At 68.6% G+C, this 17,041-nt stretch carries 21 protein-coding genes; 15 read left to right on the top strand and 6 right to left on the bottom strand.

Annotation, left to right across the window (positions count from 1 at the left end):
• The first annotated feature begins 84 nt into the window (after window positions 1-84).
• The 4 genes from ACIO3R_RS26435 to ACIO3R_RS26450 all read left to right on the top strand — a co-directional run bounded on the left by ACIO3R_RS26435 (window position 85) and on the right by ACIO3R_RS26450 (window position 4,530).
• A complete protein-coding gene (locus tag ACIO3R_RS26435; RefSeq protein ID WP_402109199.1) occupies window positions 85-507 on the top strand; it encodes a hypothetical protein in 423 nt (140 codons plus the stop codon).
• Between the two features lie 285 nt (window positions 508-792).
• Entirely contained in the window at window positions 793-2,058 is a 1,266-nt protein-coding gene (locus tag ACIO3R_RS26440; protein WP_385035726.1) for an Ig-like domain-containing protein, read from the top strand.
• Window positions 2,059-2,235: 177 nt separating this feature from the next.
• A complete protein-coding gene (locus ACIO3R_RS26445) occupies window positions 2,236-3,705 on the top strand; it encodes an ABC transporter permease (RefSeq protein ID WP_402109201.1) in 1,470 nt (489 codons plus the stop codon).
• A gap of 141 nt (window positions 3,706-3,846) precedes the next feature.
• Window positions 3,847-4,530 (top strand): ABC transporter ATP-binding protein, encoded by a 684-nt coding sequence (locus ACIO3R_RS26450; RefSeq protein WP_123461265.1) that lies wholly within the window; start codon window positions 3,847-3,849, stop codon window positions 4,528-4,530.
• A 180-nt stretch (window positions 4,531-4,710) separates the two neighbouring features.
• Here the strand turns inward: ACIO3R_RS26450 and ACIO3R_RS26455 are convergent, their stop codons facing one another.
• Window positions 4,711-5,184 (bottom strand): RDD family protein, encoded by a 474-nt coding sequence (locus ACIO3R_RS26455; protein ID WP_402109288.1) that lies wholly within the window; start codon window positions 5,182-5,184, stop codon window positions 4,711-4,713.
• Between the two features lie 294 nt (window positions 5,185-5,478).
• On the opposite strand from ACIO3R_RS26455, the gene ACIO3R_RS26460 reads away from it, so the two are divergent.
• From ACIO3R_RS26460 to gdhA, 3 genes are all read left to right on the top strand, one after another.
• Window positions 5,479-5,841, top strand: a complete 363-nt coding sequence (locus ACIO3R_RS26460) for a DUF1330 domain-containing protein (protein WP_385035718.1) — start codon at window positions 5,479-5,481, stop codon at window positions 5,839-5,841.
• A gap of 60 nt (window positions 5,842-5,901) precedes the next feature.
• The gene (locus tag ACIO3R_RS26465; protein ID WP_385035716.1) at window positions 5,902-6,168 is read left to right on the top strand and encodes a hypothetical protein; all 267 of its coding nucleotides are present in this window, start codon (window positions 5,902-5,904) and stop codon (window positions 6,166-6,168) included.
• A 349-nt stretch (window positions 6,169-6,517) separates the two neighbouring features.
• Window positions 6,518-7,894 (top strand): NADP-specific glutamate dehydrogenase, encoded by a 1,377-nt coding sequence (gdhA, locus tag ACIO3R_RS26470; RefSeq protein WP_363022453.1) that lies wholly within the window; start codon window positions 6,518-6,520, stop codon window positions 7,892-7,894.
• Between the two features lie 78 nt (window positions 7,895-7,972).
• Here gdhA and ACIO3R_RS26475 read toward each other — a convergent pair whose 3' ends face one another.
• On the bottom strand, window positions 7,973-8,377 hold the full coding sequence (locus tag ACIO3R_RS26475) for a YrdB family protein (RefSeq protein ID WP_402109205.1): 405 nt from the start codon (window positions 8,375-8,377) through the stop codon (window positions 7,973-7,975).
• A gap of 406 nt (window positions 8,378-8,783) precedes the next feature.
• Between ACIO3R_RS26475 and ACIO3R_RS26480 the strand changes: the two genes are divergently transcribed.
• From ACIO3R_RS26480 to ACIO3R_RS26500, 5 genes are all read left to right on the top strand, one after another.
• On the top strand, window positions 8,784-9,002 hold the full coding sequence (locus ACIO3R_RS26480) for a hypothetical protein (protein ID WP_402109209.1): 219 nt from the start codon (window positions 8,784-8,786) through the stop codon (window positions 9,000-9,002).
• Window positions 8,983-9,519, top strand: coding sequence for a DUF6879 family protein (locus ACIO3R_RS26485; protein ID WP_402109212.1), 537 nt, complete (start codon window positions 8,983-8,985; stop codon window positions 9,517-9,519). The genes ACIO3R_RS26480 and ACIO3R_RS26485 overlap by 20 nt, the downstream gene beginning before the upstream one ends.
• Entirely contained in the window at window positions 9,503-10,360 is an 858-nt protein-coding gene (locus tag ACIO3R_RS26490) for a helix-turn-helix domain-containing protein (RefSeq protein ID WP_402109215.1), read from the top strand. The genes ACIO3R_RS26485 and ACIO3R_RS26490 overlap by 17 nt, the downstream gene beginning before the upstream one ends.
• Window positions 10,361-10,897: 537 nt before the next feature.
• The gene (locus ACIO3R_RS26495; RefSeq protein ID WP_402109218.1) at window positions 10,898-11,329 is read left to right on the top strand and encodes a hypothetical protein; all 432 of its coding nucleotides are present in this window, start codon (window positions 10,898-10,900) and stop codon (window positions 11,327-11,329) included.
• 73 nt (window positions 11,330-11,402) lie between these two features.
• Window positions 11,403-11,834, top strand: a complete 432-nt coding sequence (locus tag ACIO3R_RS26500) for a hypothetical protein (RefSeq protein WP_402109220.1) — start codon at window positions 11,403-11,405, stop codon at window positions 11,832-11,834.
• A 97-nt stretch (window positions 11,835-11,931) separates the two neighbouring features.
• Here ACIO3R_RS26500 and ACIO3R_RS26505 read toward each other — a convergent pair whose 3' ends face one another.
• Window positions 11,932-12,531: a TIGR03086 family metal-binding protein gene (locus ACIO3R_RS26505; RefSeq protein ID WP_402109222.1), complete on the bottom strand. Its 600-nt coding sequence runs from the start codon at window positions 12,529-12,531 to the stop codon at window positions 11,932-11,934.
• A gap of 107 nt (window positions 12,532-12,638) precedes the next feature.
• On the opposite strand from ACIO3R_RS26505, the gene ACIO3R_RS26510 reads away from it, so the two are divergent.
• Entirely contained in the window at window positions 12,639-13,334 is a 696-nt protein-coding gene (locus ACIO3R_RS26510) for a DUF5753 domain-containing protein (protein ID WP_402109291.1), read from the top strand.
• Window positions 13,331-13,537: a DUF397 domain-containing protein gene (locus ACIO3R_RS26515; protein WP_402109224.1), complete on the top strand. Its 207-nt coding sequence runs from the start codon at window positions 13,331-13,333 to the stop codon at window positions 13,535-13,537. Before ACIO3R_RS26510 ends, ACIO3R_RS26515 begins: the two co-directional genes overlap by 4 nt.
• 129 nt (window positions 13,538-13,666) lie before the next feature.
• On the opposite strand, the gene msrA is transcribed toward ACIO3R_RS26515, so the two are convergent.
• The 3 genes from msrA to ACIO3R_RS26530 form a co-directional block, all read right to left on the bottom strand.
• Window positions 13,667-14,332 carry a peptide-methionine (S)-S-oxide reductase MsrA gene (gene msrA / locus ACIO3R_RS26520; RefSeq protein ID WP_402109226.1) on the bottom strand — a complete coding sequence of 222 codons (666 nt, stop codon included), beginning with the start codon at window positions 14,330-14,332 and terminating at the stop codon, window positions 13,667-13,669.
• Window positions 14,333-14,415: 83 nt separating this feature from the next.
• On the bottom strand, window positions 14,416-14,538 hold the full coding sequence (locus ACIO3R_RS26525; RefSeq protein ID WP_363022387.1) for a hypothetical protein: 123 nt from the start codon (window positions 14,536-14,538) through the stop codon (window positions 14,416-14,418).
• Between the two features lie 102 nt (window positions 14,539-14,640).
• Window positions 14,641-15,744 carry a hypothetical protein gene (locus ACIO3R_RS26530; RefSeq protein WP_385035701.1) on the bottom strand — a complete coding sequence of 368 codons (1,104 nt, stop codon included), beginning with the start codon at window positions 15,742-15,744 and terminating at the stop codon, window positions 14,641-14,643.
• 66 nt (window positions 15,745-15,810) lie between these two features.
• On the opposite strand from ACIO3R_RS26530, the gene ACIO3R_RS26535 reads away from it, so the two are divergent.
• The gene (locus tag ACIO3R_RS26535) at window positions 15,811-16,956 is read left to right on the top strand and encodes a cystathionine gamma-synthase (RefSeq protein ID WP_385035700.1); all 1,146 of its coding nucleotides are present in this window, start codon (window positions 15,811-15,813) and stop codon (window positions 16,954-16,956) included.
• Window positions 16,957-17,041: the final 85 nt, after the last annotated feature.

The following is a 17,041-nucleotide window of genomic DNA, read 5'->3' on the forward strand; positions in this document are numbered from 1 at the left end:
CCGTGAGTTAGGCCTGCGACCGATGCTAGTGAAAGCAGCGGGTCGCAGGAAAGCCGCGGCGGCCGGGAGCTTACGCTCCGGCACATGAGCACTTCTGAGACATCACGTTATGTTCGGCTTCAGGTGGAAATGGTGTTGGAGATCACGGACGCCGACGCCCTGAGCGGCACCGCCCTGGAGAGCCTCGCGGCCGAGTTCGGTGAGCCCGGCGGCGATTCCGCCGAGGAACGCACGCATGCCGAGACCGCCGTCCGGGAAGACGCCGCGGAGGCCCTCGCCTCGCTGATCGACCCGTTCGACCTGGTCAGTGAGGTGCCCGGGGTCGAGCTGACCCAGGCCTCCTGGAACAGCGAGATCATCGCCTACGACCCGCAGGACCCGGACGGATGGGACCTCGACGACGGCGATGACGACGAGGACGAGGACGACGGCGACGAAGACGGTGCCGGCGTCCCGCACAATGGGGAGGAGAACGACGACGACGGCAGTGCGGAGCGGCGGGCGTAGCAGGTGGAGAACCACCGGCCCCGGCCCGCTTCCGGCGGGCCGGGGCCGGTGTGCGTGACAGCCGGCGCACCGGGTCGTGGAACTGCTGGACAACCGGGTCGGACACCGGCGGCCCCTACGTGGTGGACCACGGGAACCACCGCTGATACCACCGCGTCGATGAGTGGTGTTCCCCACATCTTCCGCAGATGTGGAACGGGCAACCCTTTCCAGGTGTTCTTGGAACATTGACGGGGTACCGCCGGTCAACGGCCTGACTCGGGGTTTTTGGGGATTTCGGCAACGATGGAGAAGCGTGTGATGACGGACAGCAAGCGGCGCAAGGGCCTCATGGCCGCGTCCGCACTGCTCGGCGGCGTGCTGGTGCTCACGGCCTGCAGCGACGGCGGCGACAAGGGTGCCAGCCCCGACAGCTCGAAGAAGTCACAGGCGGCCGAGGTCGACAAGGCGGCGGCCGAGGAGGCCTCGGAGGCGCAGATAGCGATCTCGCCGAAGAACGGTGCGACCAACGCGAGCATCAACAACGACGCGAAGGTCTCCGTCGCCAAGGGCAAGCTCACGGTCGTCACGATGACCACGGCGGCCGGTGCGAGCGTCAAGGGCACCCTCGCCGCCGACGGCACCAGCTGGAAGCCGGACGCCCAGCTGGAGCGCTCGACCACGTACAAGATCACCGCGACGGCGAAGGACTCGAAGGGCCGCGAGGCGCACGAGAACTCCTCCTTCACCACCGTGTCGCCCGCCAACAGCTTCATCGGGAACTTCACCCCCGAGGACGGTTCCACCGTCGGCGTCGGCATGCCCGTCTCGATCAACTTCAACAAGGCGATCACGGACAAGAAGGCCGTCCTGGACGGCATCACCGTGACGTCCAGCAGCGGCCAGCAGGTCGTCGGCCACTGGTTCAACGCACAGCGCCTGGACCTGCGCCCCGAGGACTACTGGCAGGGCGGCTCCACCGTCACGCTGAAGCTGGCGCTGGACGGCGTCGAGGGCGCGGACGGCGTCTACGGCGTGCAGCAGAAGACGGTCACCTTCAAGGTCGGCCGCAACCAGGTCTCGACCGTGGACGCCAAGACGCACACGATGACCGTCACCCAGAACGGGAAGACGATCAAGACCATCCCGATCTCCGCCGGTTCCTCGGAGAACCCGACGTACAACGGCCAGATGGTGATCTCCGAGAAGTTCAAGGAGACCCGGATGGACGGTTCGACGGTCGGCTTCACCGACGACGACGGCAAGGGTGAGTACGACATCAAGGACGTGCCGCACGCCATGCGGCTGTCCACGTCGGGCACCTTCATCCACGGCAACTACTGGGGCGCCAAGTCGATCTTCGGCAGTGCCAACACCAGTCACGGCTGCGTCGGTCTCTCCGACACGAAGGGTGCCGGCGACGCCTCCGCGCCCGGTGCCTGGTTCTACAACAACTCCATGATCGGTGACGTCGTCATCATCAAGAACTCCCCGGACAAGACCATCCAGCCCGACAACGGCCTCAACGGCTGGAACATGAGCTGGGCCCAGTGGACGGCTCCCGCGGCCTGACCCGACGTCCTCCTCGCCCCGGGCAGGACGCCGATCGGCCCCAAGTCCCCCACCGCAGGCGGCGGCACCGGATCCCCACGGATCCCGGTGCCGCCGCCCGCGGCGTTCCCGGGCGTTCTCATCCGGATCTCATGGTGGCCTTAACCCACCATCACAACCGGTCCATAGCCTCGCGCCATGTTCTTCACCTACCTCCGGCGCGAGCTGCGCCGCCGCAGAAAGGCGGCGCTCGTCGTCGCCTCGGGGCTCGGCCTCGGCATTGCGCTGGTCATCATCGTCAGTTCGGTCTCCTCCGGCATGAGCAAGGCCCAGGACAAGGTCCTGGAATCGCTGTACGGCCTCGGCACCGACATGACCGTCACCAAGGCCGCCGCGGCTCCGGGTTCCGGCACGGAGCGGCCCAAGTTCGAGTTCGACGCCAAGGAGAACGGCGACGACTCGACCCAGAGCACGGACCGGGTCATGGTCCAGGGCTTCCAGACCCTGGCCTCCACCACGGTCGACAAGGTGGACAAGCAGGACGGCGTCGCCGACGCCGTCGGCGGACTGAGCATGACCGTCATGAAGGTGGACGGCCAGTTCAAGCGCGGTGAGTTCAAGCAGGAGGGCGGTACGTCCCAGGGCGGCCGCGGCGGCGCCGGGGGCGGCGGCCAGCCCCAGGGCGAGGTCAAGGGTGGCGGCGCCTCCTTCGACGTCAACTCCTACACGGTCTACGGCACCGACGTCACCAAGCAGGACCTGGGCCCGCTGACCTCGTCGAAGATCATGAAGGGCCGGACCTTCAAGGCCACGGAGACCAACGGCAAGGTGGCCGTCGTCGACGCCGCCTACGCCAAGGAGAAGAAGCTCACCGTCGACAAGACGGTGACCGTCCACGGCACCAAGTTCACGATCGTCGGCGTCTCCGCCGCCGACAGCGGCGACGCGGCCGCCAACCTCTACATCCCGCTCCAGCGGGCGCAGACCCTCGCCGACGCGAAGAACAAGGTCACCACGGTCTATGTGAAGGCCGCGGACTCGCAGCAGATCGACAGCGTCAAGTCCACGATCCAGAAGAACATCTCCGGCACCACCGTCACCACCTCCGCCGATCTCGCCGACACGGTCTCCGGCTCCCTGTCCACCGCGTCCGACCTGGCCTCCAGCGTCGGCAAGTGGCTCTCCATCGCCGTGCTGATCGCGGCCTTCCTGGTGGCCGGCCTGCTCACCTCCTCCGCGGTCAGCCGCCGGGTACGGGAGTTCGGCACGCTCAAGGCACTCGGCTGGAAGAGCGGCCGGGTCACCCGCCAGGTCGTCGGCGAGGCCCTCGTCAACGGCCTGATGGGCGGCGTCCTCGGCATCGCGGTCGGTCTGGCCGGTGCCTACGCCGTCACCGCGATCAGCCCCACCCTGACCGCGCAGCTCGGCTCCTCCGGCGGCTCCGGGGGCGGCGGGGGCGGCGGGATGGGCGGCGGCATGATGGGCGGCGGCCCCGGCCGACAGAGCGCCTCCAAGGCCCTCGACATCGCCCTGACCGCGCCCGTCTCCCTCTCGATCATCCTGATCGCCGTCGGCCTGGCCGTGGCGGGCGGGCTGATCGCGGGCGCCTTCGGCGGCTGGCGCGCCTCCCGGCTGCGCCCCGCGGACGCCCTGCGCCGCGTCGAGTAGCCCCTCGCGGGACACCCGACGCCCGGGAGTCCCGGCCCCCGTCCCCCGTGATCCGTGGTCCGGGACCTGTTCACCGGGAACCTCCTCACCCGGCACCCGTTCATCCGGGACCCGCGATCACCGTCCAGCAGGAGCTGACCCATGTACACGCTTCAAGGCGTCACCAAGCGCTACACGCGCGGCAAGTCCACCGTCCACGCCCTCGCCGGCGTCGACCTGACCATCGAGGACGGCGGCCGCCTGGTCATCCAGGGCCCGACCGGCGGCGGCAAGTCCACGCTGCTCCAGATGCTCGGCGGCCTGGACCGCCCGACGGCCGGCAGCGTCGAACTCGACGGCGTCGACCTCGCGAAGCTCAGCGAGGCCAAGCTCACCAAGGTGCGCGCGGAGAACATCGGCTTCGTCTTCCAGAGCTTCAACCTCATCCCGACGCTCACCGCCCAGGAGAACGTCGAGACGGCCCTCGTCCCCCTCGGCGGCAAGGCGTCCGAGCGGCGCAGACGCGCGGCGGAGGCGCTCGACTCGGTCGGCCTCGGCGAGCGCCTCGGACATCTCCCCGGGGAGATGTCCGGCGGCCAGCAGCAGCGGGTGGCGATAGCCAGGGCCCTGGTCAAGCAGCCCAAGGTGCTGCTCGCCGACGAGCCCACCGGCAACCTCGACGAGTCCATGCGCGACGAGATCATGGAGGTGCTGGAGACCATGTGGAAGGAGCACGGGCTCACCTTCATCATGGTCACCCACGACAGCGCGATCGCCCGCAGGGCGCCGCGGCTGGCGACCATCCGCAAGGGCAAGGTCACCATCACGGAGAACGCGGCGGCCTGAACGGCCCTTGTGAGCAAGGCTGTTGCTGTCGCGTCGCTGTGGCTGTTGTTTTTACGGCTACGGCTACGGTTCGCACTCACCGCCACAGCGACCGCCGTCCGCGGGCCCGCACCGGGTTCGCGGGCGGCGTCGCGGGTTCACCCCAAGGCTTCACGCGGCCTCACGCGGCGCTACGCGGCCTCAGGTGGCCCGTCCGGCGGCGGCCCGGCGGTGCGCCACCAGATCGGTGCGGCGGACCTGGCGCACCCCGGCCGGGTCGGCGTACGGCTCGGCGTACGGATCGCCCTCCTCGCAGCCGCGCGGCGCGGGGCCGGGGCCGTCGTCCTTACGGGCGAGGTGGGCGCGCAGCCCGTACCAGGGCTGGAGCGGCAGCCAGCACAGGCCGTGCAGCCAGCGCCGCACCAGTTGCCCCGGCCCAGGGCGTCCGCCGTCCGGCAGGCTCACCACCCGGATGCCCATGATCAATTTCCCGGCACCGCCTCCGACGAGTGCGGTGAGCACCACCTGATTGAGGAACGAGAGGACGGGCACGGGCCCGAGCAGCAGGGCGACGTCCCCGGAGAGGGGCGTCGAGTCCACGTGCGGCCGGGCCAGTAACCCGGCGGCGACCAGACAGAGATAGCAGTCGAGACCGACGGCGAGATAGCGGCGCATCTCCCCGGCCCTGGGCGGGGTGCGATGCCCGGCCCGCCCTGTCCGGCCGGGTATGTGCGGGGGCCTCGGCTGGCCGGGTCCGAGCAGTGTGTTGCCGGCCAACCGCGTTGACCCGTAAGGCTGATGAGGATCCTGCGTACCGCGGTTCCCCCGTGAAGTCTTCATGACGGCATCATGTCTGATCACCCGTCACCGCGGGCCCGTCCGCCCGCCTTACCCCAGAGGTAATCGACCCTCCCCGCCGTTCCCGGCAGCATGGTGTGCACCAGCGGACGGAAGACGGAGGACGTGACCATGACCGCGTACGCGCTCGCTCATCTGCACCCCGACGGCCCGGCCAACGAGGAGGTGCTGGAGTACATCGAGCGCATCCAGTCGACCATGGATCCGTACGGGGGTCGGTTCCTGGTCCACAACACACCGGTCGAGGTCATGGAGGGCGGCTGGCCCGGCGCCCTCGTCATCCTGGAGTTCCCCGCGATCGAGGCCGCCCGTGCCTGGTTCGCCTCGCCCGCCTACCAGGAGCTGGCCCCGCTGCGGGCCCGGAACATGGCGGGTGACGTGGTGCTCGTGGACGGTGTCGCACGGGACTACGACCCCCGGTCGACCGCCGCCGCGCTGCGCGCAGAGGCGCTCCGGCCGGGAGCCGTGGTGTAGCCCGCTCCACCACGGGCCGGGGGGCGGGCGCCCTCGTGCCGGGGCACGCCGGCCGGAAGGATGGGTGACGCAGCCGGACGCGGCTGCGTCACCCGCGCCGCCCAGGGCCACCACCGAGGCCGAGGCGCCCGTATCCCGCCCCCGCTGGAGGAACCCGTGAAGCCGCTGCTCTGGTTCGTACTGCTCGTCGCGATCGTCGCGAACGTCTCCCTCAACTTCCTGGTCGGGCAGGGCGGCCTGAACATCGCCCTGAGCATCGTGTCGGGAGTGGTCGTCCTGGCGTCGGCCGCGGGCCTGTGGATGCTGCGCAGCCCGCGCGAGTCCTGAGGTCCGCGCACTCCGGCCTCACAGCCACGGTCGGCCCACTGTGAGGTTCACCACTTCGGGGGGTGTCCGGGCATACCCCCCAACCCGGTCGTTCCGCCCGGAACCGGTCTGGGGCAAGGCTTCCGCGGCCGGTCCGTACGCGGGCCTGCGGGATTCACCATGTGGATGCCATGGAGGATTCGGCGGTCCCACTGGGACACTCGGTAGGCCACAACGGTCCTGTACGTCGCAGTCGTGAGCGCGGTATCCGCGCTATCCGGGCGACGCCCTCAATGGGGAGGGGGGACCTGGCGCCCTCCGGGACGGGGGCGCCTTCGCGATGAGCCGACCCATGGAAGGTCTTGATCAGATGACGGCCACCCCTGACTCCGCAATGCCGCACGCCGCCGAGAACCGCGTCATCGAGCCGCTCTACGCGGAGATCCTCCGCCGCAACCAGGGCGAGAAGGAATTCCACCAGGCGGTGCGGGAAGTCCTCGAAACGCTCGGCCCGGTGCTGGCCCAGCGGCCGGAGTTCGTGGACGCGCGGATCATCGAGCGCATATGCGAGCCGGAGCGTCAGCTCATCTTCCGGGTGCCGTGGTCGGACGACTCGGGCGACATCCACGTCAACCGCGGCTTCCGGGTCGAGTTCTCCAGCTCGCTGGGACCGTACAAGGGCGGACTGCGCTTCCACCCCTCGGTGAACCTCGGCATCGTGAAGTTCCTCGGCTTCGAGCAGATCTTCAAGAACGCCCTCACCGGCATGCCCATCGGCGGCGGCAAGGGCGGCTCGGACTTCGACCCGAAGGGCCGCTCGGACGCCGAGATCATGCGGTTCTGCCAGTCGTTCATGACCGAACTCCACCGCCACCTGGGCGAGTACACCGATGTCCCCGCCGGTGACATCGGCGTGGGCGGCCGCGAGATCGGCTACCTCTTCGGCCAGTACAAGCGGATCACGAACCGCTTCGAGTCCGGTGTCCTCACCGGAAAGGGCCTCGGCTGGGGCGGCGCCCTGGTGCGTACGGAGGCCACCGGTTACGGCTGCGTCCTGTTCACCGCCGAGATGCTCCGCAGCCGAGGCGAGTCCCTCGACGGCCAGCGCATCGTCGTCTCTGGCTCGGGCAACGTCGCGATCTACGCGATCGAGAAGGCCCAGCAGCTCGGCGCCACCGTGGTCACCTGCTCCGACTCCGACGGCTACGTCGTGGACGAGAAGGGCATCGACCTCGCCCTGCTCAAGGAGATCAAGGAGGCCGGCCGCGGCCGTGTCTCGGAGTACGCGGAACGCCGCGCCGAGGCCGTGTTCGTGCCCGGCACCGGCGTCTGGGACGTCCCCTGCGACGTGGCGCTGCCCTGCGCCACGCAGAACGAACTCCACGAGGCCGACGCGCTGACCCTCGTACGCAACGGCGTGAAGGCGGTCGCCGAGGGCGCCAACATGCCCACCACCCCCGAGGCCGTCCGCGTCTTCCAGGACGCGGGTGTGGCCTTCGCCCCCGGCAAGGCGGCCAACGCGGGCGGCGTGGCCACCAGCGCCCTGGAGATGCAGCAGAACGCCTCGCGCGACTCCTGGACGTTCGCCCACACGGAGGCGCGCCTCGCGGAGATCATGCGGCACATCCACGACTCCTGCTACACCACGGCGGAGCGCTACGGCAGCCCCGGCAACTACGTGGTCGGCGCCAACATCGCCGGCTTCGAGCTGGTCGCGGACGCGATGCTGGCGCAGGGTCTGATCTGACCGGGTTCCAGACGCACTGACACGGGCCCGGGACGCGCATGCGTCCCGGGCCCGCGGTCTGTCTGTGCGGGCCGGCCGTCAGCCCCCGGCGGGCGGCCTCCTGCGGAAGGTCTCCGCCAGGGCGGTGTTCACCGCCATCACGGCACCCAGGACCACACCCGCCACGCTGTGCCCCATCGAGTACAGCGCGACAGCGCTGCCACCGAGCACCAGGGTCTTGAACGCCAGCACCCCCGCCAGCGGCAGCCGGAACCGCGCCCGCGGCGCACAGAACAGCCCCCACACGGCAATGGCGCCTGCCAACACCACTACGCCCAGCAGCAGTTGGACGGCCATCCCGTCAGCGAGGCCGTAACCCCACGCGAAGAGGCAGCCCAAAGCCACCAGCTCCAGGACGAACGCGAGCACTTCGTTGGCCCCCCACCAGGGATGCCCGGCTATCGACGGAGTGGCCCCGCCGCCCGTCCGGTGTTCATGCATCATGATCCACACCCTCCCCCTCGGATTGCTGAGAGGGTAGCGGCCGGCCCGGACGACGGCGCGGTGAGCCTTCGGGACGGATACCCGGTGGCCGATCAGCTCCGAACGAGGGGCTCGCAGCGCCTGATTCCGTGCGGGCGGTGCCTGGGACGAGGCACCGCAGCGCCGTTCCCACGGCCGGCCGCCTGGCCTTCGCCACCGGCCGAGTGCCCGAGGGAAATCCGGTATGCCCCAGGGGTGGTCAGGCACAGCGCACGTAGTCCGCCGCCGTCCTGGCTGCTCAGGCAGTCCGGGCCGGTGACTCACGCCCGCGGGTCTATGCGACTTCGTGACTGGACGGCGGAGCGTCCTTGCCCCTCGGGCGTGACATTCCGTAGCTTGCTGACCACACAGACCGGAGGGGGTCTCAGTGGACGAACTGCGGATGATTGCCGGCGGGCCGTGCAGGAGCGGCGACGACGACAAATGCGGGAACGGCGACTGCCCGACCGTGTACGTCACTCCGGAGCCGGGCATGTTGGCCATCCAGGGCTACGACGTGGCCCACCCGACGCCGGATGGCGAGTCGGTCGTACTGATCCCGGAAGACATCCTCAAGGAGGCCGCACGTGCCCGTGGATGGCTCTAGCCCCGCCCTGCTGGACGGAGACGAGTGGCAGGCGTACTTCCGCGACTTCGAGCGCTCCGCGTTCAGGCTGGAAGTCCACCAGACCTACACCATGCCTGCGGAGGCTGAGACGGTCCGCGACTTCCTCGACGGTGCGTCGATGCCTGAGGGCTTCAACATGTCATGGCACCAGACGATCCGGAACCACACGGCGGCCGGGCGGACGATGACCCGAGCCAAGATCGTGCGCCGCCCTCTCACGCCGTACAGCCGGTACCTGTTCGAATGGTGCGTTCCCGGAAACGTCGCAGCTGGAGAGAACTACCAAATAGTTGATGTGACCGATCGGTCGAATCCAGGACTGCCGGAGCAGGATTTCTGGCTGTTCGACGAATCAACCGTGGTGCATCTCAACTACCGTCCCGACGGAACGCAGATCAATCGGGAACTGATCCAGGACCCTGACATCGAAAAGTATCTCGCGTGGCGGGATCTCGCGCTAGAAAGTGCCACACCGTTCAGTGTCTATCGAACCTGAGGAACAAGCACGGGAACGGAAGGATTTGGCGGAGACCCTTCGGGGTCTCCGTCGCGCTTCCGGTCTCAGCGGCGAACGCCTGGCGCTGCGCTGCAACATGAGCCAAACAAAGATCAGCCGGATTGAGACCGGTCGCGCCTTGCCAACGGTCATGGATGTTGAGCGCATCCTCAAGGCCCTCACCGTGCCTGACGAGGTGACCGGCGAACTCCTTCGACTGGCACGCCGAGCCAACGTGGACTATGCATCCTGGCGTGCCTGTGCTCGCGTCGGCCTTTATCACAAGCAAGCCGAGCTGAGAGCCCTTGAAACTTCCTCGCGGGTCATGCGGCATTTTCTCCCAGCAGTCCCCACCGGCCTGCTGCACGTGCGCGAGTACGCCACCGAGACCCTTTCGCCCACGGTGACCAGCGACCCGGCCAGAGATGTTGCGCGCGCCGTGCAGGCCCGCATGGACCGCCAGGCCATCCTGGACGATCCATCGCGCTCGTTCTGGTTCTTGATGACCGAACAAGCCGTCAAGTGGCAACGGGCCAGCATCGAAGCCATGGCGGCCCAGTGCTCACACATGGCCGAGATCAACACGAAACCCAACGTCGAAATTGGGATAGTCCCGCAGGGGCTGCATGTTCCCGGCACCCCCATGAACATTTTCGTGGTCTACGACGACCGCTTGGTAACCGTCGAACTTTTCTCCGGTGAAGTCGTACTGCGTGACCCTCGGGACATAGCCCAGCACCTTGGTTTGTTTGAACTCTTCTGGTCACACGCACTGACTGGCGACGATGCATCCGCCTTCCTGGAACAGGCAGCCGGCAGTTTTATGCATCCACGTAACTAGCGCTCCACAAGGGCTCTTTGAGAAGCCATGATGGACCCATGGAGAGTAAAAGGAAAGATTCGGGTCCTGGAGGTGCTCCCACTGAAAGGGAACGCTTGACGGAGTTGCCGTGTGAACCTTCAATAATTCCTGGCTGTCCGACTTGCCTCTCCCATTCGGTCGCCAGGGAGAATGCCCGTTCCGCGCGCGATCACAGCGCAGTGTCCGACAGCAACGTCAGGCTGCGCCGGCACCAGGCGGAGGCGCACTGATGGATGTGCGGACGTGGTGGGACAGCCGCACCCGTGCAACGGGACGCCACAGACTCCTCCCCTCCCTGCGGCTGGCAGACCCGCTCCTGCTCCCCCTACTAGGGTGCCGCCCCGCCGGTGAGGGCAACGCTCCGGCACCAGACCGAGCCAAGGCCCCTGATCAACCGAAGGAGGTGAGGCGATGACCGGCCCAGGCGACAAGGGGGGCGGCGAGAAGTTTCCGCCCCCGCCCGCCGCGTAACCAGTCCTCAACTGTCGAGAGAGAGGAAAACTCACTGTGACAATCATGCTGGAATCTCCCGTCGTCTTACGGCGCGGAAGGGACCTCGTCAGTGCCGAGCTGTTCGAGAAGGTGTCGGAGTTCTGCGCGGAGGAGTACGGACACGAGTTGTCCACCGCCCGCCGGATCGTGGACCAGGCCCTTGCCTTTCTCAAGGTCATGGGCGACACCCGCGCGTTCGACATGACCCCGTCCTGCGCCGTGGACCCCGGGTGGCACTCGTTCGTGCTCCACACCCAGGCGTACGCCGCCTGGTGCGACGAACAGTTCGGGTTCTTCCTCGGACACGAGCCCAAGGCCACCGTCCGGACTCGGCCGCTGATGGGTGCCGTGGTGGACCGTGTCAGGGCCGCCGGGTTCCACGTCGATGACCGGCTGTGGGGCGCGGCCAAGGACTGCAACCCGCCCGCGTGCTGCGGTGACGGCGACGGCTGCTGAACCACCTGCACTGAACGGGAGCCGTCCGGGCGTGGCTAAGGCGCCCGGACGGCCACAGCCAAGGGTTCCAAAGTTGAGCAGCAATGACGAGGGCCTGACCGGACGAGGTCGGGTCACGGTGTTCGCAATGTTCGGTACGGTCTTCGGCTACGCCACCCACCATCTTGACGAACGACGGATCGGTGACGTGGCCGTGATCGGCCCAGTGACCCCTGGTGTCGAGTGGCCACGGCTGTGGCAGATGGCCCGTTCCTGTGGCAGGCCCGCAGCCAGGGACACCGAACTTGCACAGTGGATTCTGATCCAGGCAACCCGGGCGTTCGTCTGCGGCAGCGGCCGTATCGCCCAGTTCCATGACCAGGGCTGGAAGCTGGAGCCTGGTGGGAAGCGCGTCGGCTTCGAAGCCGTCTACGCCAACCGAGACCACCTGTGGACCGGCAACCTGACCGTAGAGGGTCTCAGCCCTGCCCAGGTGGCCGAGAGCTCTTCGCTCTACCGAACCTAGCCCTCACGCTTTCATGGAGAGGGTTGCCCGACGCGTGGTCAGGTAGGCAGGGAGTGCCTCTGCCCAGCAAGAATCGAGCTCGCCTTGCCCTTCGACATCAGCGGCCGAACAGGCGCAGCAACCGGGCTTGGCGGGCCTCCCCTGCCACGGGCGGAGCCCCTGGCGCGGCGAAGAAGCGGTGAGTGGTGTCGGCGGAGACGGGTGACTCCGCCAAGCCGGCGTAGATTTCGCCGAGATGCTCTTCGACCCAGGCGACGAGCCCCGGATCGAGCGTCTCGGGAGCGTTGATGGCTCGGGCCAGGTCCCAGGTGTGAATGGTCGCGTCCGTGGTGCGGACTGCGAGGGCCTGTTCCCCGGTCACCGGGCCGAGAGGGTGGTCGAGAGACTGCTGGAGGACGCCCGGCCTCCGGAACGCCTCTGCGCACTCCCGCACCGACCGGATGTAGGAACCCACTGGATCGCTGCCCAGAGCGTCCTCGTCCCGGAGCCGGAGGAAGTCGGCGGCCGAGCCGCCATACAGCAGAGAGACGTAGTTGAGGTTTCCCCGGGTCATGTGGTTGACGAGGTGGCGTACGTCCCACTCTGCGCAGGGGGTGGGTGCCGCCCACTGCTCGGCCCGTACCGCGCGCAGCCTGTGGGCGAACTCGGAACCGGAGAGCAGATAGCGGTCGATGATGCCGGCGAAGCGGTATGACATGGCCGCAGCGTAGGAGTGCAGAAGGTGACGTGCTGGCGGAAATCAGCCGTCGAGCCCGAAGGTGGGTCTCCGGGACTGAACCGGTAGTGCCGCCACTTCTCGTCGATATGCGCGGCCCCACTGATCAGCAAGTAACTCCGAAACCAGTCGATAGACGCTGTTCCTGGAGGTCTTTCCTTCTCACCCTGGCGCGCGATGGGGGCAAGCGTGGTTGGTGGCAGACGTACGATCTCGCCCCGGTATACGCAGACCTCATCAGCCTGGAGTCCGACGCGGCGTCCATGAACGCGTACGAACCGTTGCTCATTCCTGGCTTGCTACAAACCGCTGCGTACGCCCGTGCAGCGATCACTGCCATCAGCATGTCCGCGACGCCGGACGAGATCCACCCACTTGTTGAGGTACGGATCGCGCGGCAGGCAGTACTCAGCCGACCCAGGCCCTTGACGTTTCGAGCCATCATTCATGAGGCGGCCCTCACCGCACGAGTCCCGGGCGCTGGGGTCATGCGCGATCAACTGCAACGTCTTTTGGACGTAGCCGAGTATCCGCACGTCAGAATTCAGGTGCTGCCAATGGAAGCTGAGTTGCATCCTGGGACAACGGGAGGCTTCACCATCCTGGGCTTCGGCCAACGGGCGCTGGACGTCACCTTGCTCGAACACCTCGATAGCAGCCTCTATATCGAGGAGGAGGCGGACGTTGCTCGGTACTCCGAAGCGTACGAACGGTTGACCGCAGCCGCGCTGCCGTTCAACAAGTCGATGTCCCTCATCGCCAGCAAGAAGAAAGAGCATCAGTGAACACTTTGCCCCCTGGCCTCCAGGTTGTGACCGCCGACTGGTGGAAGTCGAGTTACAGCGGAGCCAACAGCAACTGCGTAGAGACCGCCCGCTTCGATGACGGGATCGGCGTCCGAGACAGCAAGGACGCGGCTGGTCCGGTCCTCAGCTTCGGTCCTCGTGCTTGGGACGACTTCATCGGCGGCGCGAAGGCGTCTATCTGAACTGTGCGAGAGGTACCCCAGCCATCGGTGCTGGAGCCTGTGAGCCACCAGACGAGCGACAAGCCCCGGCTGATCCCTGCCGGGGCTTGGTTGTGCGAGGCCGTATCGCCTCGCGCAGGGGGAGGCGCGTCACTCTCCGGCCGGAGCCACCCCGATCGGGCACGAGACACCCGTCCCGCCGATTCCGCAGTAGCCCGCCGGGTTCTTGTCCAGGTACTGCTGGTGCGCGGCTTCCGCCGGCCAGAACGTGCGGCCCTCCGCGGGCAGGATCTCCGTGGTGATCTCGCCATGGCCGGAGCCGGTGAGGACCTTCTGGTAGGCCTCGCGGGACGCCTTCACGGCCGCTTCCTGCTCGGGGGAGTGGGTGTAGACCGCCGAGCGGTACTGCGTGCCGACGTCATTGCCCTGGCGGAAGCCCTGGGTCGGGTCGTGCGACTCCCAGAAGAGCTTCAGGAGCTGCTCGTACGTGACGACCTTCGGGTCGTACACGACGCGGACGGCCTCCGTGTGACCGGTCAGGCCCGAGCAGACCTCTTCGTACGCGGGGTTCTCCGTGTAGCCGCCCTGGTAGCCGACGAGCGTCGTCCAGACGCCGTCCGTCTGCCAGAACTTGCGCTCGGCGCCCCAGAAACAGCCCATCGCGAAGTCCGCGACCTCCAGACCCTCCGGGTACGGGCCCAGCAGGGCGTTGCCCAGGACCGTGTGGCGGGACGGGACGGTGAATTCGGGGGTGGGGCGGCCGCGCAGCGCCTCCTGGGGGGTGGGGAGCTGCGGGGTACGGCGGTGCAGGAACATGCGGGGGCTCCTCGTGGGTCGGCGTGCTGTCCGTACAACGCACCGGGACCGCCGTGGATTCCGCCGCCGGTTCCGTGGCCCGGTCAGCGGCGGGGCGTGCCGTCGTCGGACTCCATGTCCTCGACGTAGGCGGCGGTCCGCTTGCGGGCCTTGAACCAGAAGTAGAGGCCGAGGCCGATCAGGATCAGGGGTATCAGTCGGGCCATGAGGTGTACCGGTCCCATCAGTCAGCAGGCCGCGCGGTGGGCGCCTTGTCGGTGCCCACCGTCGCACACCGGCGGATGGCTAGGGGCCGGGAGGCTGTCCCGCTACCGCAGCAGCGTCGCCGGGCTGCCGCCGTTCGCCTCGTAGCCGGCGACCGCGAGAGCCCGGTACACGGTGTACTCGGCGGCCGGGTCGGAGCTCTCCGTCCACGGCAGCGCGCCCACGTGCCCGTCGATGTGGACGAGCTGGCCCATCGCCTCCGACCAGCGCTCCATCCGGACCAGGAACAGCACCAGGAGATGGCGGACGTGGGCGAGCATCGGGTCGTCGGCGCGCGCCGCGTGGACCGCGAACAGGGCGCCCTCGACCGCCTTGGTCACCGCCTGGCTCCGGTAGAAGCTCCGCACCATGTTGACCTCGGGCAGGTGCTCGTACAGCGCGAAGAGCGGCAGCGCGGCCAGCAGCGACCCCTGCGGGGCGCGGGCGGCGGCCGCGGTGGCGAAGCGGTCGGCCTCCTCGCGGGAGCCGTGCCACTTCTCGCACCAGAAGTGCAGCGCCGCGATGTGCGCGCCCATGTGCGCGGGGGCCCGGTCGATGATCTTCGCCCAGAGCTGGTCGAACTCCTCGTGGGAGTAGCCGAGCCCACGCGCCGCCGCCAGCTCCACCAGGTACGGCACCGGATCGCCGGGCGCCAGCAGGGCCGCCTCGCCGACGACCGTACGGGCCTCCTCCAGGATGATCCGGAAGTCGTCCGTACCGACGGTGGACGAGCGCCAGGCCTGCTGGACCAGGAACTCGGCGTGCACGGCCGCGCCGCCCGCGTCCTTCGGGGACTCGGCCCGCCACTTGCGCAGCCAGGCCCCGCCGACGCCCGGCCGCTGCGCCAGCTCCAGCGAGGCGGCACCGGCGAACGCCTGCACCCGCTGCCACCGCACCTCGCCCTCCTTCGGCGTCCCGGACAGCAGTTGCGAGGCCGCCCGCCACTCCTGGGTGCCCTGGACGACATCGAGTACGTCCAGGAGGTCCTGGTCGGGGCCCGGCATCCGGATGTCCAGTTCCTCCTGGCGGGCGAAGCCGTAGGTGTCCGGGTCGGCGGCGTCGGGGGAGCCGGGCGCCACCTGGCGGATACCGCCGCGGCGCCGCAGCACGAAGGGGCCGACGACCGCGGCGAGCATGCACAGCGCGAGCAGGAACCAGAGAATCTCCATACCCCCATTGTCCCGGACGGGCCCGGTGCTCCGTGAGCGCCCTCGCGACGAACTACGCTCGGCCCCATGAGCGACCAGCACAGCTTCGAAACTCTCGCGATCCACGCGGGAAACACCGCCGATCCCCTCACCGGCGCTGTTGTTCCGCCCATTTACCAGGTGTCGACGTACAAGCAGGACGGCGTCGGCGGGCTGCGCGGCGGCTACGAGTACAGCCGCAGCGCCAACCCGACGCGCACCGCACTGGAGGAGAACCTGGCGGCCCTTGAGGGCGGCCGCCGCGGGCTCGCCTTCGCGTCCGGTCTGGCCGCCGAGGACTGCCTCCTCCGTACGCTGCTGACGCCCGGCGACCACGTGGTCATCCCGAACGACGCCTACGGCGGTACGTTCCGGCTGTTCGCGAAGGTCGCCTCGCGCTGGGGCGTGGAGTTCTCGGTCGCCGACACCTCGGACGTGGCGGCGGTACGGGCCGCGATCCAGCCGCGCACCAAGGCGATCTGGGTGGAGACGCCCTCCAACCCGCTGCTCGGCATCACCGACATCGCGGCCGTCGCCGGTGTCGCCCGCTCGGCGGGTGCGCGGCTGGTCGTCGACAACACCTTCGCCAGCCCCTACCTTCAGCAGCCCCTCGCCCTGGGCGCCGATGTGGTGGTGCACTCCACCACCAAGTACATGGGCGGTCACTCGGACGTCGTCGGCGGCGCGCTGATCGTCAACGACCCCGAACTCTCGGAGGAGTTGGCGTACCACCAGAACGCGATGGGTGCCGTGGCCGGCCCCTTCGACGCCTGGCTGGTGCTGCGCGGCATCAAGACCCTCGCCGTCCGGATGGACCGGCACTGCGAGAACGCCGGCAAGGTCACCGACCTGCTCACCCGGCACCCCAAGGTCACCCAGGTCCTCTACCCGGGACTGCCCGAGCACCAGGGGCACGAGGTCGCCGCCAAGCAGATGAAGGCGTTCGGCGGCATGGTCTCCTTCCGGGTCGCGGGCGGCGAGGAGGCGGCGGTCGAGGTCTGCAACCGGGCGAAGCTCTTCACGCTCGGTGAGTCCCTCGGCGGCGTCGAGTCGCTCCTGGAGCACCCGGGCCGGATGACGCACGCCTCGGCGGCCGGATCGCCGCTGGAGGTCCCCGCCGACCTGGTCAGGCTCTCCGTCGGCATCGAGAACGGCGACGACCTGCTGGCCGACCTGACGCAGGCGCTCGGCTAGGCAGTGTTCGAGGGGTCCCGCGGTTCGAGGGGCCCCGTGCCCACGAGCGGCGGCGGGGACGGAAGCCGGGCGACCGGCTCCGTTC

It is taken from the genome of Streptomyces sp. NPDC087428, from assembly GCF_044744085.1.
Lineage (GTDB): Bacteria > Actinomycetota > Actinomycetes > Streptomycetales > Streptomycetaceae > Streptomyces.

Bases quoted from the DNA above. Each gene is read 5' to 3' on its own strand.
- ACIO3R_RS26435 (WP_402109199.1), top strand. From the start codon at position 85: ATGAGCACTTCTGAGACATCACGTTATGTTCGGCTTCAGGTGGAAATG.
- ACIO3R_RS26440 (WP_385035726.1), top strand. From the start codon at position 793: ATGGAGAAGCGTGTGATGACGGACAGCAAGCGGCGCAAGGGCCTCATG.
- ACIO3R_RS26445 (WP_402109201.1), top strand. From the start codon at position 2,236: ATGTTCTTCACCTACCTCCGGCGCGAGCTGCGCCGCCGCAGAAAGGCG.
- ACIO3R_RS26450 (WP_123461265.1), top strand. From the start codon at position 3,847: ATGTACACGCTTCAAGGCGTCACCAAGCGCTACACGCGCGGCAAGTCC.
- ACIO3R_RS26455 (WP_402109288.1), bottom strand. From the start codon at position 5,184: ATGCGCCGCTATCTCGCCGTCGGTCTCGACTGCTATCTCTGTCTGGTC.
- ACIO3R_RS26460 (WP_385035718.1), top strand. From the start codon at position 5,479: ATGACCGCGTACGCGCTCGCTCATCTGCACCCCGACGGCCCGGCCAAC.
- ACIO3R_RS26465 (WP_385035716.1), top strand. From the start codon at position 5,902: ATGGGTGACGCAGCCGGACGCGGCTGCGTCACCCGCGCCGCCCAGGGC.
- gdhA (WP_363022453.1), top strand. From the start codon at position 6,518: ATGACGGCCACCCCTGACTCCGCAATGCCGCACGCCGCCGAGAACCGC.
- ACIO3R_RS26475 (WP_402109205.1), bottom strand. From the start codon at position 8,377: ATGATGCATGAACACCGGACGGGCGGCGGGGCCACTCCGTCGATAGCC.
- ACIO3R_RS26495 (WP_402109218.1), top strand. From the start codon at position 10,898: ATGCTGGAATCTCCCGTCGTCTTACGGCGCGGAAGGGACCTCGTCAGT.
- ACIO3R_RS26505 (WP_402109222.1), bottom strand. From the start codon at position 12,531: ATGTCATACCGCTTCGCCGGCATCATCGACCGCTATCTGCTCTCCGGT.
- ACIO3R_RS26510 (WP_402109291.1), top strand. From the start codon at position 12,639: ATGCGCGGCCCCACTGATCAGCAAGTAACTCCGAAACCAGTCGATAGA.
- msrA (WP_402109226.1), bottom strand. From the start codon at position 14,332: ATGTTCCTGCACCGCCGTACCCCGCAGCTCCCCACCCCCCAGGAGGCG.
- ACIO3R_RS26525 (WP_363022387.1), bottom strand. From the start codon at position 14,538: ATGGCCCGACTGATACCCCTGATCCTGATCGGCCTCGGCCTCTACTTC.
- ACIO3R_RS26530 (WP_385035701.1), bottom strand. From the start codon at position 15,744: ATGGAGATTCTCTGGTTCCTGCTCGCGCTGTGCATGCTCGCCGCGGTC.
- ACIO3R_RS26535 (WP_385035700.1), top strand. From the start codon at position 15,811: ATGAGCGACCAGCACAGCTTCGAAACTCTCGCGATCCACGCGGGAAAC.